Origin of the sequence: Paraburkholderia sediminicola (assembly GCF_046030555.1) — a bacterium.
GTDB classification, from domain to species: Bacteria; Pseudomonadota; Gammaproteobacteria; order Burkholderiales; family Burkholderiaceae; genus Paraburkholderia; species Paraburkholderia sediminicola_E.
This window is the reverse complement of sequence record NZ_JAQQCH010000023.1, coordinates 1-23,288: the sequence shown is the minus strand read 5'-3', so window position 1 is coordinate 23,288 and position 23,288 is coordinate 1. Positions and strand designations below refer to the sequence as shown.

The window sequence follows — 23,288 nt, the reverse complement described above, 5'->3', positions numbered from 1 at the left end:
CGCTGAATTCCTTTTAAAATCAATAGCAAAAACCATTTCAAGTGACTGCTCAAGCGTACATCAGCTAGAGTAAAACCCCTAAACCTGTCAGGGCATTCCCGAACCGGCGCAACATGCCGCACCGCAACACGCAAGTAGTCACCGCGCATAAGTTCCGGCGAAAGTCCCTTCGGGCGGACACGCAAACACCGGGCTACAATGCCGTTTCGATATAAGCGCAGCGCGGTGGAGCACAGCATGGAATGCAAAGTGAGCTGGATGGGGCAAGACGGGATGGCATTTGCGGCCGAGACGGGCAGCGGCCATTTGGTCACGATGGACGGCGCGCCGGAAGGCGGCGGCCGCAATCTTTCGCCGCGCCCGATGGAAATGGTTCTGCTCGGCACGGGCGGTTGCACGGCGTACGACGTCGTGATGATCCTGAAAAAGAGCCGCCAGGAAATCGCCGGCTGCTCGGTGACGCTGAAGGCCGAACGCGCCAGCGAAGATCCGAAGGTGTTCACCAAAGTCCACTTCCACTTCACCGTGACGGGCAAGAATCTGAACCCGGCTACGGTGGAACGCGCGATCAATCTGTCGCACGACAAATACTGCTCGGCGTCGATCATGATCGCGAAGACCGCCGAGCTCACGCACTCGTTCGACATCGTCGCGAGTTGAGCACGGCGCTTCGGCGCAGCTGACCCAAAGCGCGAGTCAAAGTAAAAATGCCGGCGTCCACACGGACGCCGGCATTTTTTATTGGGTGGCAAAGCAGGCCGATAAGCCGGATTCTGTGCACGCGCCACGTCCGAAAACGCGACGCGCGTAGCAGTCATTCCTCTAGGCGCGCCATTACTGACGCGCTCAAGCTTCCTACCCGCAGACGTGACGGGGGCCCCGTCCTGCATCTCGAAGATGCTAGCCTGCCTACTTGGAATTGCTCCGGGTGGAGGTTACCTTGCCGGTCTGCCTTGCAGCAGCCGCGGTGCGCTCTTACCGCACCGTTTCACCCTTACCTGATCCCGGCTTGCGCCGGGCCATCGGCGGTTTGCTTTCTGTTGCCCTATTCCGCGTGTCACCACGGATGGCCGTTAGCCATCACCCTGCCCTATGGAGTCCGGACTTTCCTCGCCCTCGTTGGCCGAAGCCGCAGAGGCCGCGACTGCCTAGCCTGCTTTGCTGGGGCGCATTTTAACACTGCGGCGAATCTGCGCGGCTTCAACATCTGGAATAGCCGGATCGCTCCGCTATCCCACTCGAACCGTGGCGACGCTTCGGGCCAAGATGCGTTTGCGCGAGGCTATCGCTCAAACCGCTCTTCAACGCGTTCACCCGAAGCGGGTTTTTAGCGCGAACGCCGCCCTGGGCGAAAGACGGACGTGTCGTCGTAAAACGCGGGCGATTCGTTCTCCGCCCACCACCCCGGAATCCCCAGTACGGGCAGCGGCGCGAACATACGGCTCGTCAATGCATCGGTGCCCAGTAGTACCGCGCTGACAGACTCGTCGAGCCATGCGTCGCGAGCCGCGGCGTCCCATGCGAAGTACCCGGATGGCACGTCGACAATCCACGCGTGACCCGTGCAGGCCTTGAACGGCGCGATCAGCTTTTCCAGCAGCGCGTGACCAAAACAGCGCACTTCACAGCGCGCCCCCCAGGCGTCACGGCGAGCAACCAGCAGCGTCTGCCAGTCAAACCCGCGCAAGGCCACGCTCAACGCCGGGTCGGCACAGGCGAACAGCAACGCGTTTTCGTCGAACAAGGTCAACGCGTCACGCACGCCGCCGCGGGTTGGGCCAACGCCTAATACGTCGATCGCCGCCGACTGCCGCGCGTTCAGCGCCGCCTTGATACGCGGAAATGCAAACCACATCGACCCGTTGAAGAAGTCATGCAGATTGTGGCGCGTCGGCACACAGCCCGTTGACGCGATGTGCGCCTCGTAAGCCGCGCCCGGTGGCAGATCGTCCTGCGCAATGAACGCGAGTCTCTGACCGCGCCCCGTGGCCTGCCGCGTCTCGGCAGCATCGGCATTCATTTCTGCGAGCAAGGCCGCGTAGCTCGTCAGCGCGCCCTGCTGCCAGCGCTCGCCGCGCGCCGCGAATTGCGCGAACCACGGCTTCGACCAGTCGATATCGGCGAAACCCAAGCCTGAGGCTACGCGCGCCGCCTCTTGCACCTGCATCTAGCGCAACCTCAGATGAGGCGCCAACCGATCGACTCACCACCACGCAGCGGCACAACAGGTGTGTCGCCGACCGGCAATTCAGCCGGCAGCATCCATTCTTCGCGACGCAGCGTGACTTTCTCTTCGCTGCGCGGCAGGCCGTAGAAGTCCGCCCCGAAGAAGCTGGCGAAGCCTTCGAGCTTGTCCAGTGCGCCGGCCTTGTCGAACGCTTCCGTATAGAGCTCGAGTGCATGCAGCGCCGTGTAGCAACCCGCGCAGCCGCAGGCATGCTCCTTCAAGCCCTTCGGATGTGGCGCGCTATCCGTACCGAGGAAGAAGCGTGGATTGCCCGAGGTCGCCGCCTCGACCAGCGCCACACGATGCGTCTCGCGCTTCAACACCGGCAGGCAGTAGTAATGCGGGCGAATGCCGCCCTGGAAGATCGCGTTGCGGTTGTACAGCAGATGGTGCGCGGTAATCGTCGCGCCCAGCAGCCCCGGCGCCACACCGGCCTCGCGGATGTAGTCGACTGCATCTTTCGTGGTGATGTGCTCGAACACCACCTTCAGCGCCGGAAATTCGCGGCGCAACGGCGTCATAACGCGATCGATGAACACTTTCTCGCGGTCGAACAAATCGATCGACGAATCCGTCACTTCGCCGTGCACCAGCAGCGGCATGCCGGTTTCCTGCATCACTTCGAGCGTTTTGGCGCACTTCATGATGTCAGTGACGCCTGCATCCGAATTGGTCGTGGCACCCGCCGGGTACAGCTTCACGCCATGCACGAAGCCGCTTTCGCGCGCGCGGCGGATTTCGTCGGGCGGCGTGTTGTCGGTCAGGTACAGCGTCATCAGCGGTTCGAACTTCGCACCGGCCGGGATCGCGGCGACGATGCGCTCGCGGTACGCCTCTGCCATCGCGGTCGTGGTGACCGGTGGCTTCAGGTTAGGCATGATGATGGCGCGGCCGAACTGGCGCACGGTATCCGGCAACACGGCCGCGAGCATCTCGCCGTCGCGAACGTGCAGGTGCCAGTCGTCCGGGCGGGCGAGCGTAACGGAGTCGATGGTGTCAATCGAATCGAGGGAGGCGTTGGAAGCGGTCATGGCGAGAGGGGAACGAGATTCGGCGATAAAAGCGTGATCGACGTGCGCACACTGCGGCAATTCGTGCCGTTGCGGCCTAAACACACGTCAATTTTGCTATTTGGCGCTTCTGGCTCGGTGATATGCTTGGAAAATCATCATTGTAACGGCTCGCCCCGTTCACAGGCTTACCCGCAACATGTGCCAACTTCTCGGAATGAACTGCGCCGCGCCGACGGACGTCACGTTCTCGTTCACCGGCTTTGCGGCGCGCGGCGGCGTCACCGATCACCACGCGGACGGCTGGGGCATCGCCTTCTTCGAAGACAAAGCCTGCCGCCTGTTCATCGACCATCAATCGTCGGCCACCTCGCCGATCGCCGAAATGGTCAAGCGCTACCCGATCAAGTCAAAGAACACAATCGCGCATATTCGCAAGGCGACGCAAGGGCACATCCTGCTCGAGAACTGCCATCCGTTCATGCGCGAACTGTGGGGGCGCCACTGGATCTTTGCGCACAACGGCGATCTGAAAGAGTATTCGCCGGCGCTAAACGGCGTCTACCAACCTGTCGGTACAACCGATAGCGAGCTCGCCTTCTGCGCGCTGCTGCAAGGCTTGCGCAAGACTTTCCCGGGCACGCAGCCGCCGCTCGACGAACTGTTCAAGGCGCTCGAAACCCTCACACGCGAGATTACGCAGTTCGGCGTTTTCAATTTCCTGATGTCGAACGGCCAGGCGCAGTTCGCGCATTGCTCGACGCATCTGCACTACATCGTGCGGCGCTGGCCGTTCTCGACCGCCCATCTGGTCGATGCAGACGTATCGATCGATTTCGCCAAATACACGACGCCGGAAGACCGCGTCGCCGTGATCGCGACCAAGCCGCTCACCGATAACGAAGTCTGGACGGCTTTTCAGCCAGGCGATCTGATGATGTTCCAGCATGGCGAAGTGATCGGCCGGGTCAACGTGCCCGTGCCCACTTCGGTGCTGGAGAAGCTGCGCAATCCGCAGCTGGATGCATCGGCTTCGGCGACCACGATTGCGGCCTCGGTCGAGGCGGTGGCCACGGACGAGGTCGACCTTGAGGCGGCCGACGACGCCGCCGCGTTCGAATCCTGACCTGCGAATGCGCTCGCTAACATTGGAACACCGGTCCTATGCCTGCGTTCACACACGCATGATTTCTTAACCCGCATCCGCATTCACGCACGGCAGAACGACCAGCTCGTGCACACCAGAACGTCAGAAACAAAAAAGCCGCTTCTCCGAAGCGGCTTTTTTTCTGCGCCGGCCACACCGCATAAGCAGCGTGAGCCGATAGCAGCGTGAGCCGATAAAAACCTCAGTGCAGGATCTTTGCCAGAAAATCCTTCGCACGATCCGACTTCGGATTCGCGAAGAAGTCTTCCTTCTTGTCGTCTTCCACGATCAAGCCCTTGTCCATGAAAATCACACGGTGCGCGACCTTCTTGGCAAAGCCCATTTCGTGCGTGACGCACATCATCGTCATGCCTTCCTGCGCGAGTTCGACCATCACATCGAGCACTTCATTAATCATTTCCGGATCGAGCGCGGAGGTTGGCTCGTCGAACAGCATCGCGATCGGATCCATGGACAGCGCGCGCGCAATTGCCACACGTTGTTGCTGACCGCCCGACAACTGCCCCGGAAACTTATCCGCATGCGCACGCAGACCAACGCGATCGAGCAGCTTGTAGCCCTTGGTCGTGGCTTCGTCCTTCGAGCGGCCGAGCACCTTGATCTGCGCGAGCGTCAGGTTCTGCACGATCGACAGATGCGGGAACAGTTCGAAGTGCTGGAACACCATGCCGACCTTCGCACGCAGCTTCGACAGGTTGGTTTTCTTGTCGGTCAGCGACTGGCCATTGATGACGATCTCGCCCTTCTGGAACGGCTCGAGGCCGTTGACGGTTTTGATCAGCGTGGACTTGCCCGAGCCCGACGGCCCGCACACCACCACCACTTCACCTTTTTTGACTTCCGTCGTGCAATCGGTCAGCACTTGAAACTGGCCGTACCACTTCGAAACATTCTTGATAGAGATCATCTTGCGACCTTTTTCTGAAGACCTTTGACGAGGCTCGACGCGATCACGCAGACCACGAAATAACACGCGCCCGCGAACAGTACCATCTCGACATTCGTGCCGTCACGGTCGCCAATATTCGTGGCGGTGCGGAAAAAGTCAGCGAGGCTGATCACGTAGACGAGCGACGTATCCTGAAACAGCACAATACCTTGCGTAAGCAGCAGCGGCACCATCGCACGGAACGCCTGCGGCAGCACGATGAGGCGCATCGCCTGCGGGTAGCTCATGCCGAGCGCGAACGCGGCATTGATCTGCCCGCGCGGCACCGCCTGAATGCCGGCGCGGATGATTTCCGAATAGTACGCTGCCTCGAACAGCGAGAAAGCGACCATTGCCGAAGCTAGCCGAATATCGATATCCGGCGACAAACCCAGCACGTTTTGCAGCACCTGCGGCACGATCAGGAAGAACCACAGCAGCACCATCACCAGCGGGATCGAACGGAACACCGTGACATAGGCCTTCGCGAACCATTCGAACGGCTTGAATGGCGAGAGCCGCATGATCGCGAGAATGGTGCCCCAGATAATGCCGATCACAATCGCAAGCAGCGTGATCTTGATGGTGACGATGGCGCCGGTCCACAGCGTAGGCAGTGCGCCCGGAATACCGCTCCAGTCGAAATGATGCATCACTTACCTCCGATATAGCCGGGCAACCGGGTCTTGTGTTCGACCCAGCGCATCAGTTGCATCACGACCAGATTGATCAGCACATACGCCAGCGTGACCGCGATGAACGACTCATACGTCTGCGACGTGTAGTCGACCAGTTGACGCGCCTGGGCGGACAGGTCCAACAGACCGATGGTCGACGCGACCGCCGAGTTCTTGAAAATGTTCAGAAACTCGGACGTGAGCGGCGGCACGATGATCCGGTACGCAACCGGCAGCAGCACGTAGCGATACGTCTGCCATTGCGTGAAACCCATTGCCAGACCCGCGGCGCGCTGGCCGCGCGGCAATGCATTGATGCCCGAGCGCACCTGCTCGCACACGCGCGCGGCAGTGAAGAGCCCGAGACACAGGATCGACGACGAAAAGAACTGCGCGCCAGGCGGCAGCTGCTTGTACCAGTTACCGATCGACACGGGCAGCAACTCCGGTATCACCAGATACCAGATGAAGAACTGCACGATGAGCGGGATGTTACGGAAAATCGCGACATAGAGCGTACCGATACCCGACGCCCATTTGTTCGGCACCGTGCGCAGCACACCGAACAACGAACCGACGATCAGCGCGATCACCCATGCCGACAGCGACACGGTAATCGTCACCCAGAAGCCGGACATCAGCCAGCCCAGATAGGTGGTCGGCTCGCCGGTCGAGACCGGGCTCAGCAGAATGCCCCAGTTCCAGTGATATGACATGACCAAGACTCCAGCAAAAAGAAACGGAAGAAGCGCGTGGCCCCTTCCGTCTCATTCAGCGTTTCAAAAAACAGCTAAGGTTTAGTCAATTGCCTTGTCATTCGGGCTCTTGTAGAGCGCCTTGATGTCGTCGCTTTCCGGGAAATTCAGGTTCAGGCCCTTCGGCGGAATCGGCGATTCGAACCACTTCTTGTAGATCTGATCGGCTTCGCCCGAGGTTTCGACCTTCGCGATCGCTTCGTCGACGACCTTCTTGAACTCCGGATCGTTCTTGCGGATCATGCAGCCGTACGCTTCATGCGATTGCGGCGTGCCAACGATCACGAAGTCGCCCGGGGTGTTCGACTTGGCGCGCTCGCCTGCCAGCAGCGCGTCGTCCATCATGAACGCAGCAGCACGGCCGGTGGAGAGCGTCAGGAACGACTCGCCATGGTCCTTCGCGCTGATGATGTTCATGCCCATGCTCTTGTCCTGGTTCATCTTGCGAAGCAGGCGCTCGGAAGTAGTGCCGGCCGTCGTGACGACGGTCTTGCCCTTCAGGTCCGCGAAGTCCTTGATGCCGGAGTCTTTCTTGGTCATCAGACGCGTGCCGATCACGAAGATCGTGTTCGAGAACGCAGCCTGTTGCTGGCGCTCGGCGTTATTGGTGGTCGAACCGCATTCCATGTCGACAGTGCCGTTTTGCACCAGCGGAATACGGTTTTGCGACGTGACAGGCGTCAGCTTGACCTTCAGATTAGGCATGTTCAGCTTCTGCTTGACCGCCTCAACCACCTTCAGCGCGAATTCCTGCGAGTAGCCGATGACATTCTGCTTGTCGTCGTAGTACGAAAACGGGATCGACGATTCGCGGTGTCCCAGCGAAATGACGCCCGTATCTTTGATCTTTTTCAGCGTACCAGCGTCTTGCGCATGCGCGCCAACCGTAAACAGTCCGAGAGTCGCGAGCAGCAGCGCAGCTTTTTTAACCTTCATGTGTGATCTCCTTGGCAAGAACCGGCGCCAGTTTAGCAAAGTAATTATTCTGAAAGTATTGCTATAAACCATGTTTGTTGCATCTGCGCTGCTACAGGATTACGGCGCCTTATCCGGCAATCCCGTAGCGGCAGACACGCAAAGGCGGGCGGCATCGATACGATGCCGCCCGCCGGGTAAAACACGCGGTCTTATGAACCACGTCAACGCAAGGATTGGCAGCGGGTCCGAGATGGCGGGCCCGCCGTTTCACGCAGAACGATCAGGGGTCAATCAGGGATACAGGCCGCGCAGTTCGCGCGCTTCGAGGATCCGCTTACACGCTACGATAAACGCCGCGGTCCGCACGGACACCTTCTGTTCGCTCGACACTTGCCAGACTGCGGCAAACGCCTCGCGCATCACGCGCTCGAGACGCTGGTTGATCTCGTCTTCGGTCCAGAAGAAGCTCGAAAAGTCTTGTACCCACTCGAAGTACGACACCGTCACACCACCGGCGTTGGCCACCACGTCCGGAATCACGAGGATGCCGCGGTCGTGCAGAATGTCGTCCGCCGCCGTGGTGGTCGGGCCGTTGGCGCCTTCCACGACGATCTTCGTCTTGATCTTGCCTGCGTTCTTTTCGGTGATCTGGTTTTCCAGTGCCGCCGGAATCAGGATGTCCGATTCGACCGTCCAGAATTCTTCGTTCGTGACTGCATCGGCTTCAGGGAAACCGCCCACGCCGCCGGTCTTCGCAACATGCTCGAGCAGTGCGTTGGCGTCGATACCGGTCGACTTGTACAGCGAACCGGTGTGATCCTGCACCGCAACCACTTTCGCGCCCGCTTCCTGGAACAGACGTGCGGCGATACCGCCCACGTTACCGAAGCCCTGAACCGCAATACGTGCGCCTTCGATGTCGAAGCCGATGCGGCGTGCCGCTTCGCTGCCGACTACGAACACCCCACGGCCCGTTGCTTCACGACGGCCCAGCGAACCGCCGAGCGTGATCGGCTTGCCGGTCACGACGCCCGTAGCCGTTTGGCCCTGGTTCATCGAGTACGTGTCCATCATCCACGCCATGATCTGCTCGTTCGTGTTCACGTCCGGCGCGGGAATGTCGGTATTCGGTCCGATGATGATGCCGATTTCGCTGGTGTAGCGGCGCGTCATGCGCTCTAGCTCACCACGCGACAGCGTGCGCGGGTCGACACGGATACCGCCCTTCGCGCCGCCGTACGGCACGTTCACAGCAGCGTTCTTCACCGACATCCACGCCGACAGCGCCATCACTTCCGACAGCGTCACGTCCTGGTGATAGCGCACGCCGCCCTTACCCGGACCACGCGACACGTTGTGCTGCACGCGATAGCCTTCGAAGTGCGCCACCGTGCCGTTATCAAGTTCGATAGGCACATCGACGATCAGAATGCGCTTCGGGCGCTTGAGGGTTTCGAGCCAGCGGGACAGCGAGCCGAGGTACGGCGCGACGCGGTCGACCTGACGCAGGTAGTTGCCCCAAGGGCCGAGGTCTTCACTATTCAGGTAGGAGGGAACGGACTGCAACGATGATGCGGATTGTGCGACTTGCTGCTGGGAAGACATGAACGCTCCGGCGTTGATCGAATAGCAGCATTGTCGAAAAACGCCGTTTTGAAATCCAATGCCGTTTCCTTATCCGATTATGTTTTTTTTGCATAACCGTTCAGAAGCTGCAAATTCACGTCGTAGGGAAGCAGGTTTCAGGCAGCGTCCGCGCCCTGCGCCAGTTCCTCCGACACCACGTCCCACAGTTGCCGAACGAGTATCTGCCGCGCATCGTCGCTCTTCGCCGCAAGCTTGTCGCGATAGAGGCGGATCTCCATGCTTAGCGTGAGCTGCCCTTCGGGCGTGCCGCGGGTTGCACGATCGAGGCGGATCAGCTTGCCGTCGGCGACCGCGTCTTCCACCGCGCTGTGCGGCAGGAACGCGATCCCGTGGCCGGCCAGCGCCATCGCCTTAAGCCCTTCGGCCATGTCGGTCTCGTAGAGATGGTCGAGATACAGGCGTTCCGGCGCGTTGGCGAGGATCACTTCGGTCATGCGGCCCAGGTACGCGTTCGGCGTGTAGGTCAGATAGGGGGCGGGTGCCTCGGCAGTGCCCGGCAGCGTGTGCCGGGGCCGCCCGGCGCGGCCCGGCGCCGAGAACGGGCTGATCGGCTCGTTGCCGAGCGTGAGCATGTCGTAGCGCGCCGGATCGAGTGCGACCGGATGACTCGGATGGTGATAGCCCATCATCAGATCGCAACCGCCTTCCACCAGCGCCAAAGCCGCGTCGTGGACGTTCAACGCCCGCAGCCTGGTGTGGATCGGGCCCATCTGCGCTTCGATACGCTGCAGCCAGCGCGGGAAGTACGTCAGCGAAAGCGTGTGCGGCACCGCGAACTCGATGGTCGCCTGCGGCGTCGCCGTGTGCCCGCGCAGCAGAGCACGCGCCTCGTGGAACTGCGACAGCATGGCGAGCGCCTGCTCATAGAATACCTGGCCGGCTGCGGTGAGTCGCGTCGGATAAACCGAACGGTCGATCAGTTCGGTGCCGAGCCACGCCTCCAGCGCCTGAATCCGCCGCGAGAACGCCGGCTGCGTGACGTGACGCGATTCGGCCGAGCGGCTGAAACTACGCGTTTCCGCGAGCGAGACGAAGTCTTCGAGCCATTTCAGTTCCATGCGGAGCCTGCTGTCAGCGGGAGGGAAGAAGTCAGCATTCTAGCGGCGTGGCCGCCGTACGGGATTGCCGCGCGGGTTTCAGTCCGCGTTGCCACCTGCCTGGCGGTGCGGTTCGAGCGGGCACGACGTGCGGACTTCATGTGCCGGCCCGGTTCGTGGCCAGATCGCGGCCCACTTCGGGCCAAAAGGCGCACAGTGGTAAAATTCCCGGTTCCCTCCGTTCCCGAACTGGTCACTGCGCGCTTACTCAGCGTTCAACGCCCCAATTCACCCCAACTCGCGCCCCATCATGTCCGACACCCGCCCCGACACCCTGTTCGCGCTGAACGCGCTCTCCCCGCTCGACGGCCGCTACGCCTCGAAAACCGAAGCCCTGCGCGACTGGCTCTCGGAAGCCGCTTTCATGCGCAATCGCGTGACGGTTGAGATCCATTGGCTGATCGCACTGTCGCAAGCCGGTTTCGCGGAAGTGCCGCGCTTTTCCGAAGCCGCCGAACAATTCCTGCTGCAACTGGCCGAGCGCTTCACCGCGCACGACGCCGCGCGCATCAAGGAAATCGAGCGTGTGACGAATCACGACGTGAAAGCGGTCGAGTATTGGCTGAAGGAGTCGGTCAAGGGTCAGGAGGAACTGGAACGCGCGAGCGAGTTCATCCACTTCGCCTGCACGTCGGAAGACATCAACAACACGTCGCACGGCCTGATGCTCGCCGGCGCACGTGAACACGTGATCCTGCCGGCACTGCGCGCGGTGCATCAGCGCCTCGTTGCGTTGGCTCACGCGCAAGCCGAACAGCCGATGCTGTCGCGCACGCACGGCCAGCCGGCCAGCCCCACCACGCTCGGCAAGGAAATCGCCAACGTCGCCGCGCGTCTGGAACGCGCGATCGACCGTGTCGCGAAAGTCGAACTGCTGGGCAAGATGAATGGCGCGGTCGGCAACTTCAATGCGCATTTGTCTGCGTATCCGGAATTCGACTGGGAGACGTTTTCGCGTGAAGTGGTCGAGCAACGTCTGAAACTTACGTTCAATCCGTACACGATCCAGATCGAACCGCACGACTACATGGCTGAACTGTTCGACGCCGTGTCGCGCGCGAACATTATCCTGCTGGATCTGGACCGCGACGTGTGGGGCTACATCTCGGTCGGTTACTTCAAGCAGCGCACGAAGGCCGGCGAAATCGGTTCGTCGACGATGCCGCACAAGGTCAATCCGATCGACTTCGAAAATTCAGAAGGCAATCTCGGTCTGGCAAACGCAACGCTGCGCCATCTGGCCGACAAGCTGCCGATTTCACGCTGGCAGCGCGACCTGACCGACTCGACGGTGCTGCGCAATATCGGCGTCGCGTTCGGCTACTCGCTGCTCGCCTACGACTCGCTGATCCGCGGTCTGGACAAGCTCGAAGTGAATGCGCAGCGTCTGAACGAAGACCTCGACAACTGCTGGGAAGTGCTGGCCGAGCCGGTGCAAACGGTGATGCGCCGTTACGGCATCGAGAACCCGTACGAGCAATTGAAGGAACTGACGCGCGGCAAGGGCATCACGCGCGAAGCGCTGCAAACGTTCGTGAGCGGCCTGGCGATTCCACAAGATGCGAAGGATCGTTTGCTCGCCATGACGCCGGGTTCGTATATCGGCAAGGCGGTCGAGCTGGCGAAGCGGATCGCTTAAACGAAGCGGCACGCGCCTCTAACACCTGGCGTAGCAAGTCGCTGTGTCACGCAACAAAGAAGATATAGCGGGACCAGAATGCCGTTCAGTCAGTCACTGAACGGCATTTTTGTTTGTGGGCTGAACGTTACGACAACCAGTCAGGTGTCTCGCGCAAGGCCAGATGAAGGTTTTTGTTGAAGTGATGCACCCGGTAGCCGAACGTCGCAAAGAGTGTTTGCAGAGACGGCGCAGTATGAATCGTGATGTGCCCATTGCGCGGCGCGATATACCAATGATCCATGGCGCGCGGCGGCAGATCATCCATGGTCATCGTCGAAAACAGCATCACGCCGCGTTGCCGTAGTGCGCCAAGCGCCTGTTCGACGGTCGCGAGCGGCTCGGGCGTATGCTCCAGCACTTCGAAGGCAGTGACCAGATCGAACGAGCCGAGCGGCGGTTCAGTTGCGTCCTCAGCCATTGGATCCCAACTGTGCGCATCAAGATCCCGCCCCCGCAATAGTCCGCTCAATGTGCCATTTCCGCCGCCATAATCAAGACACCGGAGCGCGTTCCCTTTCGCGATGAAATCCGCAACCATGACCGCATTGGCCGTCGCGCGGGCGTCGACGTAGTCCGGATCGACCACCTCGTAGTGCTCGTTATAAATGTGCTTCAGATAAGCGCTCTTTTGCCAGCGATCGAAAGCTCGAGTGAAAATCAGACCGCAACGATCACAGCGGTGGTAGTAAATCGGAATGCCACTCTGGGGCAGGAAGCCGCCACGACGTTCTTCGCAATTCTTGTTGAAATCGACCACGCCATAGAGCGGGGCTTCACCGTGGCAAACCTTGCAAACTGAAACGCCTGCGACCGGTTCAAGCCTGTCGCCCGAGATGTGCATCACCATTTCAACCGCCGTCCGCGTTTTAATCTGACATAGAGAGCAGTCATTTCATCAGGGTGCGGCGGGTAACGGAATCAGATGCTTCTTAAAGGCGGCTGCCGAAACGTCAAACGTACGAACAAGCTGCCGCACAAAATGAAACGCCCCGACCGTGCAAGCGGTCGGGGCGTCGATATCATGCTGGTCGTCGTTACAAAATCAACGCGCCTTCATCTGGACCAACACCTCGTCGACGATTTCTTCCGGCGACAGTTCGATGCTCACCGTGATCGCTTCATCCTGACCCGGCTCTTCGAGCGTATCGAGCTGGCTTTGCAGCAGCGACGGATCGAAGAAGTGACCGGTGCGCGTGGTCAGCCGCTCGCGCAGTACTTCAAACGAACCCTTCAGATAGACGAAGCACACGTCCTTATCACCGTTGCTGCCGCCGCGCAGAACATCGCGGTACGAACGCTTCAGTGACGAACACGTGAACACCGCCTTTTCGCCCGCGCTCTGCTTCTCCACGATCGCCACACGGATGGTTTGCAACCACGGCCAACGATCTTCGTCGGTAAGCGGAATGCCGTGATGCATTTTCTCCTTGTTGGCGGCGCTGTGAAATGCGTCGCCGTCGGTAAATGCGCAGTGCAGGCGTTCCGCCAGCATTTCGCCAATCCTCGTTTTGCCGGCGCCCGACACGCCCATTGCGATCAGAATCATCAAAAACTCCTTACACGACCGTCGCGAGCGCGAAAGTCAAACCCAAGCCCATCAGCGAAATGATGGTTTCGAGGAGCGACCATGTCTTGAAGGTCTGCCCCACCGTCATACCGAAGTATTCCTTGACCAGCCAGAAACCGCCGTCGTTCACATGCGAAAAAATCAGTGAACCGGAACCGGTGGCGAGCACCAATAATTCCGGTGTGACCTGCACCCCACTCGCCGAGGCAATCGGCGCGACGATACCGCAGGCGGTGGTCATTGCGACTGTTGCCGAACCCGTGGCCAGGCGAATCAGCGCGGCCACCAGCCAACCGAACAGCAGCGGCGACAGATGCATGGCCGTTGCCACACTGACGATTTCCTTCGAGATGCCGCTATCCATCAGTACGCGCCCGAAACCGCCGCCCGCGCCCACGATCAACGTGATGCCCGCGATCGGCGCGAGACAGTCGCCGCAGAATTTCTGGATTTGCTCACGATTGAAGCCGCGGCTCGCGCCGAAGGTCCAGAAACTGACCAGCACGGCGATCAATAGCGCGACGTCAGAGTTGCCGACGAAACGCAGCAGATCGTTCGCCAGGGTCTTCGGCGTAAAGACGAGGTCGGCCCAACTGCCGATCAGCATCAGGATCACCGGCAGCAGGATCGTGAACAGCGTAATGCCGAAGCTCGGCAGTTCGCGCTTTTCCTTTTTCTCGTCAGCGCCGAGAAACTGCGCCGCCAGCGGATTGTTCTGCGGCAACTTGATGTAGCGGCTGATCAACAGCGCGAACAGCGGACCGGCAACGATTGCCGTCGGCACACCCACGATCAGCCCATAAGCAATCGTCTTGCCGATGTCGGCGTGATACGCCTGCACCGCGAGCATCGCGGCCGGGTGCGGCGGAATCAAACCGTGCACGACGGATAGACCCGCGATCATCGGCAAGCCGATCAGCAGCAGCGACTTGTTGGTGCGTTTGGCAACGTTGAACGCGATCGGAATCAGCAGCACGAAGCCGACTTCAAAAAACACCGGCAAACCGACGATGATCGCCACGACCATCATGGCCCAGTGAATGTGCTTCTCGCCGAACTTGTCGATCAGCGTGGTGGCGATGCGCTCCGCGCCGCCCGACTCGGCCATCATCTTGCCGAGCATGGTGCCGAGGCCGACCACGATCGCAATGTGGCCGAGCGTATTGCCGTTGCCAGTTTCGAACGATTTGACGATCGTGCCTATCGGCATGCCGGATACGAGACCCAGCAGCAGCGAAACGATGATCAGGACGAGGAACGGATAAACCTTGTAGCGGGTGATCAGCAGGATCAGAAGTGCGATGGCGATCACCGCGAAGACCAGCAGCGTGCTGCCGTGGACAGCTTCCATGAAGCTCCTCCTTTGCGTTATTGATATCGGTGCGGAACACGGCTAGCACCTTGTCTCATAGCGACCTGAAGCGGTGCCAGAAAACCCGGCAAGCCGCGCGGACGCTGAATTTTACTGTTTGTTGTCTCTAAAAGCGCGCGAATCCGGCACGCATATCGTCAAGAAGCCTCGCCGCGACAGCCTGACAGGCTGTATCGACGAGGCTCCTTGGCGTTGTACCTTGCTAACGGACTAGAATGCGGGCCGTTTCAACTCAATGGGCCGGCGCGGCCAACTGGCTGGCGGCACGCGCCAGACGGGTGACTTCGTCCCAGTTTTGAGCGGCGAGCGCGGCTTTCGGCGTCAACCACGAACCGCCCACGCACACTACGTTCGGCAGCGACAGGAAATGCGTTGCCGTTTCGGCCGTGATGCCACCGGTCGGGCAGAACTTCAGCGTCGGGAAAGGGCCGTGGAAAGCTTGCAGCATCGGCACGCCGCCGGCCTGTTGCGCCGGGAAAAACTTCACGATCTCGTAGCCGAGTTCCAGTGCGGTGATGATGTCGGTCGGCGTCATGACGCCCGGCAGCAGCGGCAAGCCCGCATCTTGCGCGGCCTTGTGCATGTCCCGCGTCAGGCCCGGTGACACGCCGAACTGAGCGCCCGCCTTCTTCGCCTGAGCGCAATGCTCAGGCCTCGTGATCGTGCCGACGCCCACCACGATGTCTTCGGCCAACTGGCTCGCGCGCTCGATCGCTTCCAGACCGGCTGCCGTGCGCAGCGTGATTTCCAGCACCTTCACGCCACCCGCATGCAGTGCGCGCGACACGTGCTCACCCTGCTCGACCGAGTCGAATGCGAGCACCGGAATCACCGGGCCGAGGCGCACGATATCGCTTACTGTTTTCGCCGTCATAGTCAGACTCCTTGTTTCTGCAGCGTTTAGCTGGCTTGAGTGGTGCTTGTGTGTTCTTCTGCGTGGGCTTTGGCCCGCTTACCGTGTTGCGCCGCGTGCTCGCCCACCATCGGACCGAACACCGAAGCGCCCTGCTCCGCCGGCGCTGCCGCCGCACGGAACACGCCGAACAGTTCACGGCCGAAGCCGACTTCGTTTTCCGCCTGATGCTGCGGCAATGCTTCCGGCCGCGCCGCCCATTCGGCTGCATCGATTTCGATGTCGAGCACGCCTGCGTCCGCGTCGATCACCAGCATGTCACCGGTGCGAACCTTGCCGATCGGGCCTTGCAGCAAGGCTTCCGGCGACAGGTGGATCACCGCCGGCACCTTGCCCGACGCGCCCGACATGCGGCCATCGGTCACCAGTGCAACGTGGAAACCTTGATCCTGCAACACACCGAGCAACGGCGTCAAACGATGCAGCTCAGGCATGCCGTTTGCGCGTGCGCCCTGGAAGCGCACGACGGCAATGAAATCGCGCTTCAGTTCGCCGTTGTCGAAGGCGGCCTGCACCGCTTCCTGCGAATCGAACACGATGGCCGGCGCCTTCACCTTGCGATGCTGCGCCGCCACCGCGGAAATCTTGATCACGCCGCGGCCAAGCTTGCCTTGCATCAGACGCAAGCCGCCATCAGGCTGGAACGGTTCCTTGATGCCGCGCAGCACGGCCGTGTCTTCGCTCTTTTCCGCGCCCGGCACCCATTGCAGCTTGCCGTCGATCAGCTTCGGCTCTTCGGTGTAGTGCCTGAGTCCTTTCCCGGCGACGGTGTTCACGTCTTCATGGAGCAAGCCGCCTTCCAGCAGATTGCGGACCAGGAACGCGACGCCGCCCGCAGCGTGGAAATGGTTCACATCGGCCTTGCCGTTCGGATAGATCTTCGCGAGCAGCGGCACGGCTTGCGACAGCGTGTCGAAGTCGTCCCAGTCGATCACGATGCCGGCCGCACGCGCGATCGCGACCAGATGCAGCGTGTGATTGGTCGAGCCGCCCGTCGCCAGCAACGCGACGATTCCGTTGACGATCGCTTTTTCGTCGACCACGTGGCCGATCGGCGTGTAATTGCCGCGCTCCACCGTCAGATCGAGCACTCGGCGCGCGGCCTGCGCGGTCAGCGCGTCGCGCAGCGCCGTATGCGGATGCACGAACGCGGAACTCGGCAGATGCAGCCCCATGACTTCCATGAGCATCTGGTTGCTGTTCGCGGTGCCGTAGAACGTGCAGGTGCCTTGACTGTGGTAAGCGGCAGCTTCCGCTTCGAGCAGCGCGTCGCGGCCGCACTGGCCAGTGGCGAACAGCTGACGCGTCTTGGCTTTGTCGTCGTTCGACAGACCGCTCCCCATCGGACCGGCCGGCACGAAAATCGTCGGCAGATGGCCGAATTGCAGCGCGCCGATCAACAGGCCCGGCACGATCTTGTCGCAAATGCCGAGGCACAGCGCAGCGTCGAACATGTTGTGCGTCAACGCGACCGCCGTGCTCATCGCGATCACTTCGCGCGAGAACAGCGACAGTTCCATGCCCGCGTTACCTTGCGTGACGCCGTCGCACATGGCCGGCACACCGCCCGCGAATTGCGCGACGCCGCCATTTTCACGCGCGGCTTCCTTGATGATGTCCGGGTAGTTTTTGTACGGCGCGTGCGCGGACAGCATTTCGTTGTACGACGACACGATGCCAATGTTCGGCTCGCGGATCGCCTTGATGGCGAACTTGTCGTTGCCTTCGAGCCCAGCAAAACCGTGCGCCAGATTGGCGCAGGAGAGCGCGCCGCGCGCCGGAAACTTGCCTTGAGCGTGGTGGATGCGGGCCAGATACGCCTCGCGCGTGGGCTTGCTACGCTCGACCACGCGTTGCGTGACCTTCAACAATTGCGAATGCGGGGAAACCATCGGAGCTCCTTCGTCGCTGGCCGCATGCGCTTGACTCGGGCGTGCGCGCACTATGCCAGGTAGGTATCGCGGGGATGTCGTATCAGTCGACGACGCAATTTTAGTAGAAAAACTACATGATCGCAATCGCAACTCCTGTTGCATCGCGGCACCTTTGATTAGCCGCGTTTCCTTACTGGCATTGCCTTAGCGCCATAGACACCTAAACCTAGGGATTACACCTAGCGCCCGATATGTAGTTTTTGTAGCTTCTTCAGCAATCAGATATAGTCCACGCATTCTTCAGCATAGTGCGAGTTTTCCGATGATGCTGTCCCAGGTGGCAGAGATGCGCGAACAGTTGCGCCCGTCCGAGCGCAAGCTGGCCGATTACGTGATTGAAGCGCCACGCGAGGTACTCGATCTGTCGATGACCGAAGTGGCCGCCCGCGCGGGCGTCAGCCAGCCGACCATCGCGCGGTTTTGTCATGCGCTCGGCTTTTCGGGGTTTCGCGAATTCAAGATCAGGCTGGCGCAAGGGATCGCGTCGGGCGTGCCCACCGTCTATCGCGACGTGCGGCCTGACGAAGACGCGCCAGGCCTCATCGCGAAGGTGTTCGACCGAACCATCGGCACGTTGATCGAGGTACGCAACAGCCTGTCGCCGGATAGCGTCGACGCTGCCGTAGCACTGCTGGCGAACGCGGCACGCATCGAGTTCTATGGAGCGGGCGGGTCGGGCATTGCCGCTCAAGATATCCAGCACAAGTTTTTCCGGCTCGGCATGCCGAGCGTCGCGTACTCCGATCCGCATACGTATTCGATGTCGGCAGCGCTGCTCGGACCCGGCGACGTAGTGGTGGCGATATCCAATACCGGTCGAACCCGCGACATCATCGAGGCTGCGCGTTCCGCGCTCGCTCGCGGTGCGAAGGTGATTGCCATCACGCACGGCAGTTCACCGCTTGCGCGGGTCGCGTCCATCTGTCTTTTTTCGAACGTGGTCGAGGAAAACGACGTGTTTTCGCCGATGACATCACGCATGTCGCATCTGGCGATCGGCGACATTCTGGCGGTCGGTGTCGCGCTGAAGCGCGGGCCCGAGTTGGTAGAGCGCTTGGGGCAGGCGAAAGGGGTGATCGGCCGGTTGAGGATCGACGGCGAGGCCTGAAATGTTTGAAACAAAAAAGGCCTGCTCGATGGCAGGCCTTCGTGGTCAAGCAATGCGTGTCGCTGCTTACTCCGCGAACACGCGGACATCGACGCGGCGGTTCTGCAAGCGGCCTTCGGCCGTCGCATTCGACGCGACCGGATCGGCGCTGCCCAAACCTTCTGCAACAAACTGGTCAGAGTGGAGGCCGCCATCGTGCAGATATTTCACGACAGCTGAGGCACGTGCCTGGGACAGTTTCAGGTTACGGGCTTCCGAACCGGTGTTGTCGGTATAACCCATCACGCTCACGCGATGCAAGTTGACACCCTGGTTCATGCTCATGAAGTGATTGAGGCTTTCCTTTGCAACCGGGTTAAGCACCGCGCTATCGGTGGCGAAGTTCGCGTTACCTTGCAGCAGTAACCGAACCTGCGGCGGCACCTGTTTTACTTACGGCTGCGGAGCCGGTTGCTGAACCGGCTGTTGCGGAGCCGGCTGCACCACGGGCTGCTGTACAACCCGCTTACCGCACATGAAGGTCATTTCGCGCGGATCCTTCACCGGAGCGGGCGCCGAGCAGCGGCGCGCGGAGATATTTAAAAAGAGTTGCGTTCATTTTTTCAGAAATTCAGTCGATTGAAGCGGCGCTCTCGCCACGTGTTCCATGAACGAGAGCGCGCTTGCAGTTAAGTCAAGGCGAATCCGGCTGACGGACGGGGCCGACGCCCCGTCCGTCACGGCACTTACCACTGATACGAAGCACCCAAACCCACTGTCGTGCCACCCGAGCTGGTACCCGTGCCGGCCTTCATCTTCAGGTTCTCGGTGATGCGTGCCGAGACGCCGAGCGCCACAGCCTGCGAACCCTTGTACGAGCCGCCACCGATGCCGACCGCGATCGTCTTGCCTTGATCGACGTCCGGGATCATCGTCAGCGCCGTAGCCGCTGCGATACCTGAGTACGCGTTCTTGGCAACTGCGTTGACACCGTTCTGCACCGAGTTGATCTGCTGATCGGTGTAGTTCTTCGCCGTCATGCCAGCCGGCAGATTGCCGACCGCCGCGCCGATCGAGTCGTTCAACTGGCCGACGTTGACTGCGTCGGTCGTTGCCGTACCGGCCGCGACGTTGGTGACCTGGCGTTCGTTGCCCGCCGAGCCCACCGACACCGTGTTCGCACGGTCCGCCACCGAGTTAGCACCCAGTGCCACCGAGTTGGCCGCGCTCGCGCTGGCGTTCGCGCCCATTGCCGTGGAATGCGTGCCGCTGGCGACTGCTGCTTCCGTGTCACGGCTGCCGTCTGCTGCAAACATCGGGTTGTTCGCCGCAGCGGCAATGTTCGTGACGGTGGAGATCGCCGCGTTCATCTGATTGACGTTGACTGCATCGTCGCCGGCCGTGCCTGCTGCCACATTGTGAATAGTCGTACCGCCATCAACACCGTTACCCATCGTGACGCTGTTGTAGTTGGTCGAACCGTCGGTGTTATGGTCGTATGTGACCGCCGCGTTGGTCGTTCCGTTCGGATTGATGATGCCCGACGCCCTCAACTGCGCGACGTTTACCGCATCCGTGTCCGCCGTACCGGCCGCCACGTTGGTGATCTGGCGCTCCGCTCCGGCCGCGCCCACCGACACCGTATTGGCACGGTCAGCCACCGAGTTCGAACCCAATGCAACCGAGTTCGCTGCCAACGACTGCGCGTTACCGCCGATCGCCACCGACTCCGCACCCGTTGCTTGCGAATCCGCCAGCGTCGAGTTGGCGTGGAAGTACTTGACGCCCATACTACCGTTGGTGATGTTGTTCAGCGTGCTGTTGATGCTGGTGATATCCGTGGTGTTCTCCGTCACACGACCATCAATGTTCGTGATCGCGTCACCCACGTTGTTCACGGTCGTACCGTCCACTACGTATGTCGGGTTCGTAATCGTGCCATCGTTGTTCACCGTCGAGCCGCCACCCAATGCATCAGCCGTCGAACTGGCCAGTGCGTACAGTTGCGAACCGTTCACTGCGTCCACGCTCGTTGCGTTCACGTCGCCGGCCGACACACCCGTCAGCTTGCGCGCCCCCTTCGTACCGGTGAAGTCCACCACCGTGCCGTCAGTGTCTTTCGCCACCGTGATGTTACGCGAGGCCGCGTCCTGCTGCACGAGACCCACGCCACCATTGGTGATGGAGTTCGTCAGGTTGGTGATGTCTGTCGAGTTCTGCGTCACCTGCTGATTGGTTGCAAACAATTCGCTGCCATTGACCGCATCCGTGCTCGTTGCGCTCAGACGGCCAGCCGCCACATTCGTGATGGTGCGTTCGCTACCCGCTGCGCCCACGCTCACCGTGCTCGACGGAGCCGTGCCCGCAAACTTGTAGGTGATGCCGCCAATCGTCGTGCCAGTGGTCGCCACTGCCGCCGTCGTCTTCGAGCCAGCGCCCAGTGCAACTGCGCCAGCGTTACTTGCGTTCGCGCCGTTGCCCAGTGCGACTGCGTCGGTAGCGCTCGCCACTGCTGCCGGACCAGCCGCCAGGCTGTCGATACCCGTGGCCGACGAATCTGCCAGCGTCGAGTTCGCGTGGAAGTACTTGATGCCCGTGCCACCGTTGGTGATGTTGTTCACCGTGTTGCTGATGTTCGTAACGTTGCCTGCCAGGTTCGACACGTTCTGGTTCGTTGCGTACAGCTGTGAACCGTTGACCGCGTCCGTGCTCGTTGCGCTCACGTCACCCGCCGTCAGGTTGGTGATCTTCGTGCCCTTTTTGCCACCCAGCGTCACCACGTCATGTGCCGACGAGTCGTACACCACCGCACCGGCCATCTGGCCATTGATGGTCGTGATCTGCGTGTTCAGATTGGTAATGTCGCTGGTGTTCTGGTTCACCTTCGCGTCTTCCGACATCAGCTGGCTCACGTTCACCGCGTCCGTAGCGGCCGAGCCGGCTGCCACGTTGGTCACGCGACGTTCTGCGCCTGCCGCGCCCACCGACACTTCGCCGTTAGTCGCCGATGCCGTGCCCGACAGCGCCAGACTGCCCGGGTTGTAGCCCGCTGCCGACAGGTTCGCCTTCGTCGTCGAGCCCGAACCCAGTGCCACCGAATTCGTCGCCGATGCCGTCGCGCCCAACCCCAGCGCCGCCGACTGGCTTCCCGAAGCAGTAGAGTTCGTACCGATGCTCACCGACTTGTCGCCCGATGCTTTTGCCGAAGCGCCCATCGCTGTGGCCCAAAGGCCATTTGCCGACGAGTTGACGCCAACTGCAACACCGTAGTCTGCACCAGACGTGTCCGCACCGTTGCCGATCGACACCGAGTGGTCACCGGCCTTGGAGTCTCCGCCGATGGACGTCGAGTTATTGCCGCTCGTCGTCGCGTTTACGCCCACTGCGATTGCCGCTGTACCCACTGACGTCGCCGCCTGACCAATTGCGATCGAGTTCGATCCCGACGCCGTCGAATCCGCTCCCGTCGAGTTCGCGTGGAAATACTTGATGCCACCGCCGTTGGTGATGTTGTTCACCGTGTTGCTGATGTTCGTGACGTTGTTGCTCAGGTTGTTCACGTTGTTGTTGATCGTGTTCACCTTCGCGTCTTCCGACTGCAGCTGGCTCACGTTCACCGCGTCCGTAGCGGCCGAACCGGCTGCCACGTTCGTCACGCGACGTTCCTTGCCTGCCGAACCCACCGACACTTCACCGTTAGCCGCCGAAGCCGTACCCGACAGCGCTGCCGTACCCGGGTTGTAGCCCGCGGCCGACAGGTTCGCCGTCGTCGTCGAATACGCCCCCAGTGCTACCGAGTTTGCCGCCGACGCATTCGCAGCCACGCCCAGCGCCATCGAGTTTGCCGCCGAAGCCACTGCGGTATTGCCGATCGCCACCGAATTGTTCGCGCCAGTGGCCGATGCTTGCGAACCAATGGCCGTGCCGCCGTTGTCAGCAACAGCCTTCCAACCCAGCGCGGCACCTGCCTGCGTCGACGTGCCCGTGGCCGACGAACCCTGGCCAATCGCGATATCGCTGCCCTTATTGGCCGTCGCACCATTGCCCATCGCAATGCTGTTGCTACCTGTGGCCACGGCCAGCGGGCCAATGGCCGTTGCATTCGTGCCCGTGGCCGACGCGTCAGCCAGCGTCGAGTTCGTATGGAAGTACTTGATGCCACCACCGTTGGTGATGTTGTTCACCGTGTTGCCAATGTTCGCCACGTTCTGGTTCGTCGCATACAGTTGCGAACCGTTCACCGCGTCCGTACTTGATGCGCTCAGGTTACCGGCTGTCATGTTCGTGACATTATGGCCCCCCATGTC

The 23,288-nt window shown here is 61.0% G+C and carries 18 protein-coding genes, 1 other RNA gene and 1 pseudogene; 4 read left to right on the top strand and 16 right to left on the bottom strand.

What is annotated here, in order from left to right:
• Positions 1 to 237: 237 nt before the first annotated feature.
• Positions 238 to 660 (top strand): OsmC family protein, encoded by a 423-nt coding sequence (locus PQQ52_RS27000; protein WP_408218192.1) that lies wholly within the window; start codon positions 238 to 240, stop codon positions 658 to 660.
• Between the two features lie 86 nt (positions 661 to 746).
• On the opposite strand, the gene rnpB is transcribed toward PQQ52_RS27000, so the two are convergent.
• From rnpB to pyrC, 3 genes are all read right to left on the bottom strand, one after another.
• Positions 747 to 1,160: RNase P RNA component class A (rnpB, locus tag PQQ52_RS26995), an RNA gene on the bottom strand.
• 167 nt (positions 1,161 to 1,327) lie between these two features.
• Positions 1,328 to 2,167 (bottom strand): DUF3025 domain-containing protein, encoded by an 840-nt coding sequence (locus tag PQQ52_RS26990; protein WP_408218190.1) that lies wholly within the window; start codon positions 2,165 to 2,167, stop codon positions 1,328 to 1,330.
• Positions 2,168 to 2,178: 11 nt separating this feature from the next.
• On the bottom strand, positions 2,179 to 3,258 hold the full coding sequence (gene pyrC, locus PQQ52_RS26985) for a dihydroorotase (RefSeq protein WP_408218188.1): 1,080 nt from the start codon (positions 3,256 to 3,258) through the stop codon (positions 2,179 to 2,181).
• A gap of 178 nt (positions 3,259 to 3,436) precedes the next feature.
• On the opposite strand from pyrC, the gene PQQ52_RS26980 reads away from it, so the two are divergent.
• On the top strand, positions 3,437 to 4,363 hold the full coding sequence (locus PQQ52_RS26980; RefSeq protein ID WP_408218185.1) for a class II glutamine amidotransferase: 927 nt from the start codon (positions 3,437 to 3,439) through the stop codon (positions 4,361 to 4,363).
• Positions 4,364 to 4,586: 223 nt separating this feature from the next.
• Here PQQ52_RS26980 and PQQ52_RS26975 read toward each other — a convergent pair whose 3' ends face one another.
• From PQQ52_RS26975 to PQQ52_RS26950, 6 genes are all read right to left on the bottom strand, one after another.
• Positions 4,587 to 5,312, bottom strand: coding sequence for an amino acid ABC transporter ATP-binding protein (locus tag PQQ52_RS26975; protein WP_063497320.1), 726 nt, complete (start codon positions 5,310 to 5,312; stop codon positions 4,587 to 4,589).
• Positions 5,309 to 5,986 (bottom strand): glutamate/aspartate ABC transporter permease GltK, encoded by a 678-nt coding sequence (gene gltK, locus PQQ52_RS26970; protein WP_408218182.1) that lies wholly within the window; start codon positions 5,984 to 5,986, stop codon positions 5,309 to 5,311. The genes PQQ52_RS26975 and gltK overlap by 4 nt, the downstream gene beginning before the upstream one ends.
• Entirely contained in the window at positions 5,986 to 6,726 is a 741-nt protein-coding gene (locus PQQ52_RS26965; protein ID WP_408218179.1) for an amino acid ABC transporter permease, read from the bottom strand. The genes gltK and PQQ52_RS26965 overlap by 1 nt, the downstream gene beginning before the upstream one ends.
• Before the next feature lie 81 nt (positions 6,727 to 6,807).
• The gene (locus PQQ52_RS26960; RefSeq protein ID WP_408218176.1) at positions 6,808 to 7,701 is read right to left on the bottom strand and encodes a glutamate/aspartate ABC transporter substrate-binding protein; all 894 of its coding nucleotides are present in this window, start codon (positions 7,699 to 7,701) and stop codon (positions 6,808 to 6,810) included.
• A gap of 273 nt (positions 7,702 to 7,974) precedes the next feature.
• Complete coding sequence (locus PQQ52_RS26955) at positions 7,975 to 9,288, bottom strand: Glu/Leu/Phe/Val family dehydrogenase (protein WP_408218173.1); 1,314 nt, start codon at positions 9,286 to 9,288, stop codon at positions 7,975 to 7,977.
• Positions 9,289 to 9,425: 137 nt separating this feature from the next.
• The gene (locus tag PQQ52_RS26950; protein WP_408218171.1) at positions 9,426 to 10,388 is read right to left on the bottom strand and encodes a LysR family transcriptional regulator; all 963 of its coding nucleotides are present in this window, start codon (positions 10,386 to 10,388) and stop codon (positions 9,426 to 9,428) included.
• A 289-nt stretch (positions 10,389 to 10,677) separates the two neighbouring features.
• Here PQQ52_RS26950 and purB point away from each other — a divergent pair, with 289 nt between their 5' ends.
• Entirely contained in the window at positions 10,678 to 12,066 is a 1,389-nt protein-coding gene (gene purB / locus PQQ52_RS26945; RefSeq protein WP_408218168.1) for an adenylosuccinate lyase, read from the top strand.
• 127 nt (positions 12,067 to 12,193) lie between these two features.
• Here the strand turns inward: purB and PQQ52_RS26940 are convergent, their stop codons facing one another.
• The 5 genes from PQQ52_RS26940 to edd form a co-directional block, all read right to left on the bottom strand.
• The gene (locus PQQ52_RS26940; protein ID WP_408218165.1) at positions 12,194 to 12,955 is read right to left on the bottom strand and encodes a class I SAM-dependent methyltransferase; all 762 of its coding nucleotides are present in this window, start codon (positions 12,953 to 12,955) and stop codon (positions 12,194 to 12,196) included.
• Positions 12,956 to 13,150: 195 nt separating this feature from the next.
• Positions 13,151 to 13,654 carry a gluconokinase gene (locus PQQ52_RS26935; RefSeq protein WP_408218163.1) on the bottom strand — a complete coding sequence of 168 codons (504 nt, stop codon included), beginning with the start codon at positions 13,652 to 13,654 and terminating at the stop codon, positions 13,151 to 13,153.
• 10 nt (positions 13,655 to 13,664) lie between these two features.
• The gene (locus PQQ52_RS26930) at positions 13,665 to 15,026 is read right to left on the bottom strand and encodes a GntP family permease (protein ID WP_408218160.1); all 1,362 of its coding nucleotides are present in this window, start codon (positions 15,024 to 15,026) and stop codon (positions 13,665 to 13,667) included.
• Between the two features lie 253 nt (positions 15,027 to 15,279).
• Positions 15,280 to 15,921 (bottom strand): bifunctional 4-hydroxy-2-oxoglutarate aldolase/2-dehydro-3-deoxy-phosphogluconate aldolase, encoded by a 642-nt coding sequence (gene eda / locus PQQ52_RS26925; RefSeq protein ID WP_408218158.1) that lies wholly within the window; start codon positions 15,919 to 15,921, stop codon positions 15,280 to 15,282.
• Positions 15,922 to 15,947: 26 nt separating this feature from the next.
• Positions 15,948 to 17,852 (bottom strand): phosphogluconate dehydratase, encoded by a 1,905-nt coding sequence (gene edd, locus PQQ52_RS26920; protein ID WP_408218155.1) that lies wholly within the window; start codon positions 17,850 to 17,852, stop codon positions 15,948 to 15,950.
• Between the two features lie 304 nt (positions 17,853 to 18,156).
• Between edd and PQQ52_RS26915 the strand changes: the two genes are divergently transcribed.
• Positions 18,157 to 19,002 (top strand): MurR/RpiR family transcriptional regulator, encoded by an 846-nt coding sequence (locus PQQ52_RS26915; protein ID WP_408218152.1) that lies wholly within the window; start codon positions 18,157 to 18,159, stop codon positions 19,000 to 19,002.
• Positions 19,003 to 19,068: 66 nt separating this feature from the next.
• On the opposite strand, the gene PQQ52_RS26910 is transcribed toward PQQ52_RS26915, so the two are convergent.
• Both PQQ52_RS26910 and PQQ52_RS26905 read right to left on the bottom strand, forming a co-directional pair.
• Complete coding sequence (locus PQQ52_RS26910) at positions 19,069 to 19,425, bottom strand: OmpA family protein (RefSeq protein ID WP_408218150.1); 357 nt, start codon at positions 19,423 to 19,425, stop codon at positions 19,069 to 19,071.
• 302 nt (positions 19,426 to 19,727) lie between these two features.
• Positions 19,728 to 23,261 (bottom strand): annotated as a pseudogene (locus tag PQQ52_RS26905) (YadA-like family protein); the annotation flags it as partial.
• Positions 23,262 to 23,288 lie beyond the last annotated feature (27 nt).

What these genes read in the sequence shown, in the direction of transcription:
- PQQ52_RS27000 (WP_408218192.1), top strand. Translation starts at nt 238, where the DNA reads ATGGAATGCAAAGTGAGCTGGATGGGGCAAGACGGGATGGCATTTGCG.
- PQQ52_RS26990 (WP_408218190.1), bottom strand. Translation starts at nt 2,167, where the DNA reads ATGCAGGTGCAAGAGGCGGCGCGCGTAGCCTCAGGCTTGGGTTTCGCC.
- pyrC (WP_408218188.1), bottom strand. Translation starts at nt 3,258, where the DNA reads ATGACCGCTTCCAACGCCTCCCTCGATTCGATTGACACCATCGACTCC.
- PQQ52_RS26980 (WP_408218185.1), top strand. Translation starts at nt 3,437, where the DNA reads ATGTGCCAACTTCTCGGAATGAACTGCGCCGCGCCGACGGACGTCACG.
- PQQ52_RS26975 (WP_063497320.1), bottom strand. Translation starts at nt 5,312, where the DNA reads ATGATCTCTATCAAGAATGTTTCGAAGTGGTACGGCCAGTTTCAAGTG.
- gltK (WP_408218182.1), bottom strand. Translation starts at nt 5,986, where the DNA reads ATGCATCATTTCGACTGGAGCGGTATTCCGGGCGCACTGCCTACGCTG.
- PQQ52_RS26965 (WP_408218179.1), bottom strand. Translation starts at nt 6,726, where the DNA reads ATGTCATATCACTGGAACTGGGGCATTCTGCTGAGCCCGGTCTCGACC.
- PQQ52_RS26960 (WP_408218176.1), bottom strand. Translation starts at nt 7,701, where the DNA reads ATGAAGGTTAAAAAAGCTGCGCTGCTGCTCGCGACTCTCGGACTGTTT.
- PQQ52_RS26955 (WP_408218173.1), bottom strand. Translation starts at nt 9,288, where the DNA reads ATGTCTTCCCAGCAGCAAGTCGCACAATCCGCATCATCGTTGCAGTCC.
- PQQ52_RS26950 (WP_408218171.1), bottom strand. Translation starts at nt 10,388, where the DNA reads ATGGAACTGAAATGGCTCGAAGACTTCGTCTCGCTCGCGGAAACGCGT.
- purB (WP_408218168.1), top strand. Translation starts at nt 10,678, where the DNA reads ATGTCCGACACCCGCCCCGACACCCTGTTCGCGCTGAACGCGCTCTCC.
- PQQ52_RS26940 (WP_408218165.1), bottom strand. Translation starts at nt 12,955, where the DNA reads ATGGTGATGCACATCTCGGGCGACAGGCTTGAACCGGTCGCAGGCGTT.
- PQQ52_RS26935 (WP_408218163.1), bottom strand. Translation starts at nt 13,654, where the DNA reads ATGATTCTGATCGCAATGGGCGTGTCGGGCGCCGGCAAAACGAGGATT.
- PQQ52_RS26930 (WP_408218160.1), bottom strand. Translation starts at nt 15,026, where the DNA reads ATGGAAGCTGTCCACGGCAGCACGCTGCTGGTCTTCGCGGTGATCGCC.
- eda (WP_408218158.1), bottom strand. Translation starts at nt 15,921, where the DNA reads ATGACGGCGAAAACAGTAAGCGATATCGTGCGCCTCGGCCCGGTGATT.
- edd (WP_408218155.1), bottom strand. Translation starts at nt 17,852, where the DNA reads ATGGTTTCCCCGCATTCGCAATTGTTGAAGGTCACGCAACGCGTGGTC.
- PQQ52_RS26915 (WP_408218152.1), top strand. Translation starts at nt 18,157, where the DNA reads ATGATGCTGTCCCAGGTGGCAGAGATGCGCGAACAGTTGCGCCCGTCC.